Source organism: Lapillicoccus sp., from assembly GCF_039935575.1.
GTDB lineage: Bacteria > Actinomycetota > Actinomycetes > Actinomycetales > Dermatophilaceae > Lapillicoccus.
The window spans coordinates 1-8,849 of record NZ_JBDTKA010000140.1 but is presented as its reverse complement, the minus strand read 5'-3'; the positions used below and the strand labels follow the sequence as shown (position 1 = coordinate 8,849).

Here is an 8,849-nt window from a genome sequence, read left to right as displayed (position 1 = left end):
AGCGTGGCCGCGGCGAGGTTGGTCGCTGCGGTGGTCACGGCCTGCTCGGCGGCGGTGATGGCCGCCTGGTCGGTCAGCTCCTTCGCCTGCGTGGCGGCCGCCAGGGCCGCGGCGGACAGCGTGCTCGCCGACCCTCCGCCAGAGCCTGACCCGCCCGTCGAGTGCGACGCGCTCGAGGAGGTCGGCGCCGCTGGCTTGCTGGTTGATGCGACGGTTGTCGTGCTGTGGCTAGCCTGCGCCATCTGTTGCTGGGCCTTGGTTAGCGCGGTGCTGTATTCGGAGACCGCCTTCTGGGCATCGGTCAGTGCCGTGGCCCACTTCTGCAGCGCCGGGACGCAGGCGTCAATATCTCCGACTTTGACGTTGTAGATCAGTCCGATACCTGCGGCAGTTGCGGTCGTTGAGTGGGTAGCCGTCGCCGTCGGTGAGGTGGTAGCCGTCGCCGTCGGTGAGGTGGTCGAGGTCCCGGTGGGACTGTGGGACGGCGGCGGCGTCACCGGCCTGGCGCTCAGCACCAGTCCGCAGGCCCTAGCCTCTTCGGCCGCGGCGGAGTTCATCGTCGCGACAACCTGTTTCAGCGGGCCAGGGTCGGGCATTTTGATGGCCGGAATCGCCGGAGCGGACGGTTTTGCACTTGGTGTTGCCGACGGCGTACTTGGGGTGGTCGACGGCGTACTCGACCCGCTCGTCGTCGTGGCCGTCTGGTCCGTCGTCAGCTGCGCCTGAGCCGTCAGCAGCTGGGCCTGGGCATCGGTTATCGCGGCCTGCAACGGGGTCTGGTCGATGGTCGCAAGCTGCTGGCCGGCGGTGACGGTGTCGCCGACGCCGACGCTGACGCCAGTCACGCTCCCGCTGACCGGAAAGGCCGCTGTGACCTGCGAGACCCTCTTGACCGTGCCGGTCAGCATGAGGAACTGCGACACCGAACCGGTGCCGACGGTCGCCAGCCGATAGGTGGAGTCCGGCGAGGGAGTGCTCACCTGGGCGTACGCCGCGTACCCGCCGGTCCCGAGCACGACGACCGTCCCCACGGCGACGGCTGCACGCCGACGCCACCGGTTCTTACGACGCCGAGGGACCCGGTCAGCCATGGGTGGTGCCCGTCGTTGCCGCGCCGCCCGCCCCACCGGCACCGGCAGCACCGCCGGCGCCACGTCCCGCGGTGCACGAACCCTTCGTCGCGGGTCGGAGTGTGACCGCAGTGGCCGCGACTGACCCGGTGTCGTCGGCCTTGCCCAGCGCGGTCGCGCACTCGCCGACCGAGACGTCCGCCGCGGTGGCGGCGACCTCCTTGAGATAGGTGGTCGACGAGGTGGTCGTGATCGCCACGCTGGTCGGTGTGGGCGAGCTCGTCGCGGTTTCAGACGTCACCGTCGACCCGGGCGTCCGACCCTGCCGCATCGTCACCTGCACGGTGATGACGTCGCCGCTGACCGCGGTGACGCGGCCGCTGACGCCGCGTCGGGCGAACCCGCCGGTGCACGCGCCCTTCGCGGCGGGTCGGACCTGGACGGTGGCAGCCGCGACGGCCGTGGCCGGAGCAGCGCCCGGCGAGCCACTCGCCCCGCTGCTCGCGCTCGTTATGGGTTCGGTGACGGTGACGCACGAGCCGACCGCGACGTCCGCGAGGGCGGCGGTGGTATACGAGGTGAACATCGTGGAGCCGGTCCAGGACACCGCGGTCTGATCCGTCCGCGTCTGGACCTGCATCGTCGATCCGGTCACGGCGGCGACCAGACCGGTGACACCCGGACTGCCGCCCTGCCCCCCGGCCTGGCCGACCCCCTGCGCGCCCTGTGTGGCGCTGGTCGAAGCCGGCGCAGGGCTCGCTGCCGTTCCTGACCCACCACAGGCGCTGAGGGTGAGGGCACCAGTGAGCGCCAGGGCGGCATACGGGGCCACGCGGGTGGCGAGGAGGCGAGCGGAACGGGTCTTCAACACGGTCGTCATGACGGTCACTTTCATTCGCTTCTGAGGGCGTCGATGGGGGCGAGACGGGCGGCGCGGTTGGCCGGGTAGACACCGGCCGCGAGGCCGATGACCAGGGAGACGACGAGGGCACCCACCGCGGAGATGGCGGAGATGGTCACGGGCTGGGAGATCAGCCGCGGCAGGAGCGCGGCACCGGCGTAACCCACGACGAGGCCGAGGACGCCCCCGGTCAGGCCGAGCAGGCTCGCCTCGACCAGGAACTGGCGCAGGATCACCGTCGGCGTGGCCCCGAGGGCCTTGCGCAGGCCGATCTCACGGATCCGCTCCGCGACCGAGACAAGCATGATGTTCATGACGCCGATGCCCCCGACCAGGAGTGAGATCGCGGCGATCCCGCCGAGCAGGACAGTCAGGATGTGCTCGGTGCTCGTGGCGGTCTCGACGAGAGACTGCTGGCTGCTGAGGGTGAAGTCGGCGGTGGTCGCGGTGACCCCGTGGCTGGTGAGCAGAGCGGCGTTGACCTCCTGGTAGGCCGCGGAGAGGGTGTCCTGGCTCTTCGCCTGCAGGTAGATCGTCGAGACGGCTTCGGGGTTGGTGCTGGTCGAGACGCGGGTCGCATAGGTCGTCATCGGGATGAGGACCTGGTCGTCCAGGTTGGTCGACGAGCTCGTGCCCTGGCTGTCGAGGACCCCGATCACGGTGAACTGGGCATTGTTGACCGTGACCGTCTGGCCGATGGGATCGCCGGTGAACAGCTCGCCGGCGGTCGTCGGCCCGAGGACCGCGACCGAGCTGCCTGACGTCACGTCGGCGTCCGTGAAGAACCGGCCGTTGGTCACGGTCCGGGCGCGGACGGTCAGCCAAGCGGGACTGGTGCCGACGACCGAGGAGGTCCAGGTGTTGGAGCCGGCAGCCAGGGACTGCGAGCTCGTGGAGGCAGCCGCGACTTCCGCGACGTCGGGAGCGACGGTGGGGTCGGCGAGCATCTGGGCGTCGGCCGCGGTCAGGGTCGTGGCGGACCCCTGACCACCCCGGAAGCCGGTGGAGGACGTCGTGCTCCCGGGAGTGACCACGAGCAGGTTCGACCCGAGCGCATTGATAGCGCTGGCGACCTGCTGCTGCGCGCCTTGGCCGAGGCCCACGGTGAGCATGACCGCGGCGATGCCGATGAGGATGCCGAGCATCGTCAGGACCGAACGCATCCGACGGGCGAGGATCGCCTCGTACGCTGTCCGGAAGGTGTCGGCCCAAGTCACGGCGCCTCCTCCCTCGAAGTGTCAGGTGACCACAGGGGTATGCGGGTGGTCTCCTCCTCCTGCTCGGCGAGAGCTGCCGTTGCCGCCAGCTCCTCCTCGTGGGAGTGGAAGAGGTGACCGTCGCGGATGAACACGACCCGGGCCGCCTCGTTGGCGACCTCGCGTTCGTGGGTGATCAGGACGACGGTGCGACCCTGGTCGTGCAGCTCCTTGAACAGCGAGAGCACGTCGCGGGTCGAGGTGCTGTCGAGGTTGCCGGTGGGTTCGTCGGCGAGGATGAGGTCGGGGTCGGTCACGAGGGCGCGCGCCACCGAGACCCGTTGCTGCTGGCCGCCGGACAGCTCGGTCGGCTTGTGGTCCACCCGGTCGCCCAAGCCGACCCGTTCGAGCGCCTCGATAGCCCGGCGGCGGCGTTCCTTGCGCGGCACACCGGCATACACGAGGGGGAGCTCGACGTTGCGCCACGCGGTCAGGGTCGCGAGCAGGTTGAACTGCTGGAAGACGAACCCGATCCGGCGGTTTCGGACGTCGGCCAGATCCTCCTCGTCCATGCCGCCGACGTCGACCCCGGCAAGCCGGTAGGCGCCGGAGGTCGGGATGTCGAGCGCGCCGAGGATGTGCATCAGCGTGGACTTCCCCGAGCCGGACGGACCCATGATCGCGACGTAGTCACCCTCAGGCACCACAAGGTCGATGCCGCGCAGGGCCTCCACCTCGATCGAGCCGGTGGCGTAGGTCTTGCGCACCTGGCTCAGGTCAAGGATCGGGGTCAGGATCGGGATCGGCTCGGACGCGGACTCGCCCTCGGCAGCATCGTCCACATCGGGGTCGCCGACCACGGGGTCGGTGTCGTCGAGCACGGGCTCCTCGAGCAGAGACGTCATCAGTTGCCGGCCGGTCTGGCTGGAGCAGCACCGCCACCGGGGGCCTGACCGCCGGCGCCAGTCCCGAAGCCGCCACCGAACCCGGTGCCAGTGCCCGCTCCGTTGCCATACCCGTTGCGAGTGCCGGTGCCGCCGGTGCCGCCGGTCCCCGTCCCCGTGCGTCCGGCCCGGGCCGTGACGACGACCTGGTCACCCGCGGCAATGCCCTTGGTGATCTGTGTCGTGGCGCCGTAGACGGTTCCCACGGTGACCGCGGTGCTCACCTGGGCGCCGTCCTTCATCTGGTAGACGACGGTCATCCCGTTCTCCTGGTGGATCGCCGCGGTGGGGACGGTCAGGACGTCGGGCACCTGCTTGACGGTGACCACGACGGCAGCCGTGGTGCCGGCGTACACACCGGTGGGTGTGCCAGTGACCGCGATGGTGACCGGGAAGGTAGACGTACCACCGGTGGTCGTGCCGATCACCCCGACCGTCGAGACGGTGCCGAAGATCGCCTGGGTCGCGTCGGTGGGGGTGATCGTGGCCTGCAGGCCCGTCTTGAGCTTGGCCAGGTCGGAGGCGCCGACGGTCGCGTCGACCAGCCACGCGTTCGTCGAGATCACCGTGAACTGCGAGCTGGACGTCGCACTTGCCGCCGCGTTCGAGCCGGTCGACCCGCTCGCTCCGCCGCCGCTTCCGGCGCTGCTCGAGCTGGACGTCCCACCGCCCACGGTGTCACCGATGGCGACGTTGACCGCGGCCACGGTCCCGGCGATGGTCGAGGTGAGGCTGGCCTGGGTGAGCGCCGTCTGCGCCGCGGTGACCTTGGACTGGGCAGAGGTCACCTGGGCGTTCGCGGAGGCGATCTGCCCGCTGTTGGCCGCAGCGGTGGCGGCAGTGAGCTGGGCCTGTGCGGCGGTCAGCTGCTGCTGGGTCAGCGTGACGGCTGCCTGCAGGGTGCTGGGGTCGATGGTCGCGAGCGTCTGACCCGCCGTAACGGTGTCGCCGACCTTGACGGCCACTGCGGTCACCGAACCACCTTGGGCGAACTTCAGGCTGGCCTGCGTCGCTGGCTCGATGGTGCCGGTCGCCGAGACCGTCTCCTTGACCGTCGTCGTCGACGCCGCCACCAGCTGGGTCGCCGCCGCCGCGGCGGTCGCGGAGCTCCGATGGGTCAATGCCCAGGCCCCACCGGCACCACCGAGCACGAGGACCGCCGCCACGATGGCGATCACGACCTTGCGCCGGCTGCGGCGACGCGCCTCGACTCGTGTGTGCACTCGGTCCACCCGTTGGCCTCGATGTTGCGGTTCGGCATTCTTCGTCTGATGCGTGTGTTGCGGTGCGTCGCTCTGCGAGCTGTCGTGCCTGGACAGCTGGGCCCAGCGGCGCTGAGCTTCGACCCGATCGGAACGTAGGAGCGCGGTCTGGGTCGCGCATGGCGCGCCCCTGTGACCGACCTGTGAGAGAAGATCGTCCCGGGACATCGGCGCCTACTCCGTCTGGCTCGCTGCCCTGTCCGCGTCTTATCGCGGAGGGCTGCTGCTGCCCGGCCGGCTATGGGCAGGAGTGAGCAGGCGTGAGCAGGCGTGGGCAGGCGTGAGCAGGCGTGAGCAGGGATGAGCGCGGCGGTACCGGGGGGAGTGGTACCGCCGCGCTCGGTGGTCGTGTCTATCGGGGGGTGACACGACCACGGTGTCGCCGGGGACGGGGATCCGCCGGCAGCCTGCACAGCATAAGGACATCGGTGACGTCGAGGAAGCCGGTCCGCGCGTGTCGAACCCTCTTCCACCGGCAGCGACCGGGAATGGCGTCCGGTGTGTCCCCGTTAGTGTCGGTTCGTGACCTCGATCCCCGCCGCGACCCCGATCCGCGGCGTCGTCGTCGACTTCCACCACACCCTCGTCCACGGGGGTGACGCCGCCCGTTGGGTGCGGGACGCGTGGCGGGACCTGGGCCGGGACGGCGACCCCCGCGCGGTGCTCGGACCCGACACGTTCGGCGCAGCGGTGTCCTTCCTGGACCGGATCTGGGAGCACGCCCGCGACGTCGACCCCGATAGCCACCGCGACCTGGACGCCCGCCGGCACCGAGACGTCTACGACCGCACGGTCGTCGGGGCGCCCGGAGTCGACGCAGAGCTCGCCGACGCCATGTATGGCCTCACCCACCTCCAGTGGGCCACTTACACGGACACCCTCCCCGTCTTGCAAGCCCTGCGGGACAACGGGACCCGCATCGTCGTGCTCTCGAATGTCGGCTACGACCTGCGCCCCGTCCTGCGGCGGACCGGCATCGACGGTCTCGTCGACGGTCTCGTGATGTCTTACGAGGTCGGAGTCGTCAAGCCCGACCGCGGCATCTTCCAGCGAGCGCTGGACCTCCTCGGCCTGCCGGCGGCGGAGGTGTTGATGGTCGGCGACGCGTGGAGCGACGATGCCGCCGCCGCCGCGCTCGGTGTGCGGACGCTGATCCTGCCGCGCACCGATACCGACTCGCACGGTCTCGAGCTGGTCCTGCGGCTCGTGGTAGTCAGCCCCCCGGGCCGGCCGTCAGGCTGAGGGTCGGCCCGTCCCAACGATCCCGGAGCCAGCGGTCGTGGCTGGTGACGATGGCGGTGCCGCTGGAGCGCCCGAGCGCTTCCTCCAGCTCGCCCGCGAGGGTCAGCGAGATGTGGTTGGTGGGCTCGTCGAGCAGCAAAAGGTCGGGCGCGCTCAGGACCACCAGCGCGAGCGCCAGGCGACGTTGCTGTCCCACCGAGAGCTGCCCGACGGGCTTGCCGAGCTCGCGGGGATGGACCAGACCGAGCTCGCCGAGTGGTGCCGCCTCGTCGCCAGGACGGATGGCGGCGGCATATACCTCGTGAGCGGTTGTCCTCGGGTCGGCGAAGGTGACGTCCTGCGGGAGATAGCCGATCCGATGCGCGGTCACCTGCACATCGCCGCTGGTCGGTGCGAGCTTGCCGGCGAGAACGGCCAGCAGGCTGGACTTGCCGCTGCCGTTTGCTCCGGTCACCAGGACCCGTCCCCCCGGCTCGACGGTGAGCCGATCCACGCGGACACGGGCGCGGACGCAGAGGTCCCGAACCCAGACCCGTCCGGCCTGCTGGCCGTCCGCGCCGGTGAGCTCCGCCCCGAACCGCAACGGGCGCGGCGGTTTCGGGATCCGTTCGCGCTCGACGACGAGGATCCGGCGTTCTACGTCGCGGACCCGGCGGGACACCGACTTTGCTACCGTCCCGGCTTTGAAGTCATACCCCATCTTGTCGCCGTCCCGCGGACCGCGGTCGGGCGCCACCCTGCGGGCAGTAGTTCGCAGGGCGACCCGTAGCTCGTTCAGCTCGTCCCGCTGGACGAGGTACGCGTCCTCCCACCGACGTCGGGCGGCGCGCTTCGCGGCGAGGTAGGCCGTGAAGTCGCCGACGTATCGGCCGCCCCCGTCGCCGTCGACCCCGAACCACGACCGGTCGAGGTCGACCACCACCGCCGCCACGCGGTCGAGGAACACCCGGTCGTGGCTGGCGACGACGACAACCCCGGTCGTCGTCGCCAGGAAGTCCTCTACGAACTCCATCGCCTCATCGTCGAGGTGGTTGGTCGGTTCGTCGAGCAGCACGACGCCAGGCCGCCGGGTCACGATCGCGGCCAACGCCAGACGTGTTCGCTCCCCGCCCGACAGCTCGGCCACAGGCCGGTCCCGTGCAACGTCTCGCAGACCAAGATGGGCGGCGGCACGATGGACACGGCGTTCGGCGTCCCAGGCCTCATGCTGCTCTGCCCAGGCGAGCGTGGCGGCATAGTCCTCGGCGGCGTGTTCTGCGGTCGGGTCGATCGGGTCGGTCGGGTCCGTCGCGAGCCGCCCGGCGAGCGACTCCAGCCGAGCGACGGCGTCGTGCAGCGGCGCCAGGACGTCGCGCAGCACGTCCGCGACGGTCGCGCCCACCTCGAACGAGGGCTCTTGACCGAGGTAGGCGAGATCGTCGGGCGCGGTCACCGAACCCGAGTCCGGGGCGTCGACCCCAGCGAGTACCCGCATCAGCGTTGACTTTCCGACCCCGTTCTCGCCGACGAGCCCGACGGGCTGTCCAGCCATGGTGACGAGGTCGACGCCGTGGAGGACAGCGCGGTCGCCGAACGAGCGGACGATGTCCCGGGCGACGAGTGAGAGGGGGGCCATGGGTGCTCCTGACGAGCTGAGCGGTGGCTTCGCTGGGTCATCCAGCGGGCGGGCGGGTCGCTTCGGGCGCGGGTGGTTCGTCGTCAGGTCCACATAACTTGTCAAGTGTGCCGCAGCACGGCCAGCACGGACCAACCAGTTTTCCGCTCGCTGCGTGGCCGGGGCACAGAAATGTGAGGATGGAACCGTGCTCGACCTCACGCTCGCCCAACAGCTCAAGTCCTCCGGCCTGGAGTGGAAGCCCACCGCGGGCGACCGGTTCGTGCTGCCCGTCGCAGACATGGAGGAGGAGGTCTTCATCCTCAGCAACGTGATCGCCGACGTCCACGAGTTCCGCGACGGAGCGGTGATCGGCTTCAACGGCACGACGGAATGGGCGCTGGACAGCGTCGAACAGTCCGACGTGGTGTGGTTCCCCCGTGAGGATCAGCTGCGCGAGCTGCTCGGCGCGGCGTTCGTGCGCCTCGAGCAGGTGACCGGTGGGTATGCCGTGACGGCCACCGCGGACGGCCGCGAGCAGCGCTTCCTCGACATCGAGGCCGAACGTGCCTACGCCCGAGCCGTGTTGGCGCGCCTGGGCGCCACGCGCGTCTGACGCCGGCCGGGCCCCTCGGCTGGG

General features: G+C 70.5%; 8 protein-coding genes. 2 read left to right on the top strand and 6 right to left on the bottom strand.

Features of this window, described 5'->3' with window-relative positions:
- The 5 genes from ABI385_RS16715 to ABI385_RS16695 form a co-directional block, all read right to left on the bottom strand.
- A partial coding sequence (locus ABI385_RS16715; protein WP_348104893.1) for a biotin/lipoyl-binding protein occupies nt 1-1,091 on the bottom strand: 1,091 nt, incomplete at its 3' end.
- The gene (locus ABI385_RS16710) at nt 1,084-1,950 is read right to left on the bottom strand and encodes a hypothetical protein (RefSeq protein WP_348104892.1); all 867 of its coding nucleotides are present in this window, start codon (nt 1,948-1,950) and stop codon (nt 1,084-1,086) included. The genes ABI385_RS16715 and ABI385_RS16710, both read right to left, overlap by 8 nt.
- A gap of 11 nt (nt 1,951-1,961) precedes the next feature.
- Nucleotides 1,962-3,188 (bottom strand): ABC transporter permease, encoded by a 1,227-nt coding sequence (locus ABI385_RS16705; protein ID WP_348104891.1) that lies wholly within the window; start codon nt 3,186-3,188, stop codon nt 1,962-1,964.
- Complete coding sequence (locus ABI385_RS16700) at nt 3,185-4,072, bottom strand: ABC transporter ATP-binding protein (protein WP_348104890.1); 888 nt, start codon at nt 4,070-4,072, stop codon at nt 3,185-3,187. The genes ABI385_RS16705 and ABI385_RS16700 overlap by 4 nt, the downstream gene beginning before the upstream one ends.
- Entirely contained in the window at nt 4,072-5,334 is a 1,263-nt protein-coding gene (locus ABI385_RS16695) for a biotin/lipoyl-binding protein (protein ID WP_348104889.1), read from the bottom strand. Before ABI385_RS16695 ends, ABI385_RS16700 begins: the two co-directional genes overlap by 1 nt.
- Before the next feature lie 561 nt (nt 5,335-5,895).
- On the opposite strand from ABI385_RS16695, the gene ABI385_RS16690 reads away from it, so the two are divergent.
- Complete coding sequence (locus ABI385_RS16690) at nt 5,896-6,615, top strand: HAD-IA family hydrolase (protein ID WP_348104888.1); 720 nt, start codon at nt 5,896-5,898, stop codon at nt 6,613-6,615.
- Here the strand turns inward: ABI385_RS16690 and ABI385_RS16685 are convergent.
- Nucleotides 6,587-8,230, bottom strand: coding sequence for an ABC-F family ATP-binding cassette domain-containing protein (locus ABI385_RS16685; protein WP_348104887.1), 1,644 nt, complete (start codon nt 8,228-8,230; stop codon nt 6,587-6,589). The genes ABI385_RS16690 and ABI385_RS16685 overlap by 29 nt on opposite strands.
- Nucleotides 8,231-8,417: 187 nt before the next feature.
- Here ABI385_RS16685 and ABI385_RS16680 point away from each other — a divergent pair, with 187 nt between their 5' ends.
- A complete protein-coding gene (locus ABI385_RS16680) occupies nt 8,418-8,825 on the top strand; it encodes a pilus assembly protein CpaE (RefSeq protein ID WP_348104886.1) in 408 nt (135 codons plus the stop codon).
- The last annotated feature ends 24 nt before the right edge of the window (nt 8,826-8,849 follow it).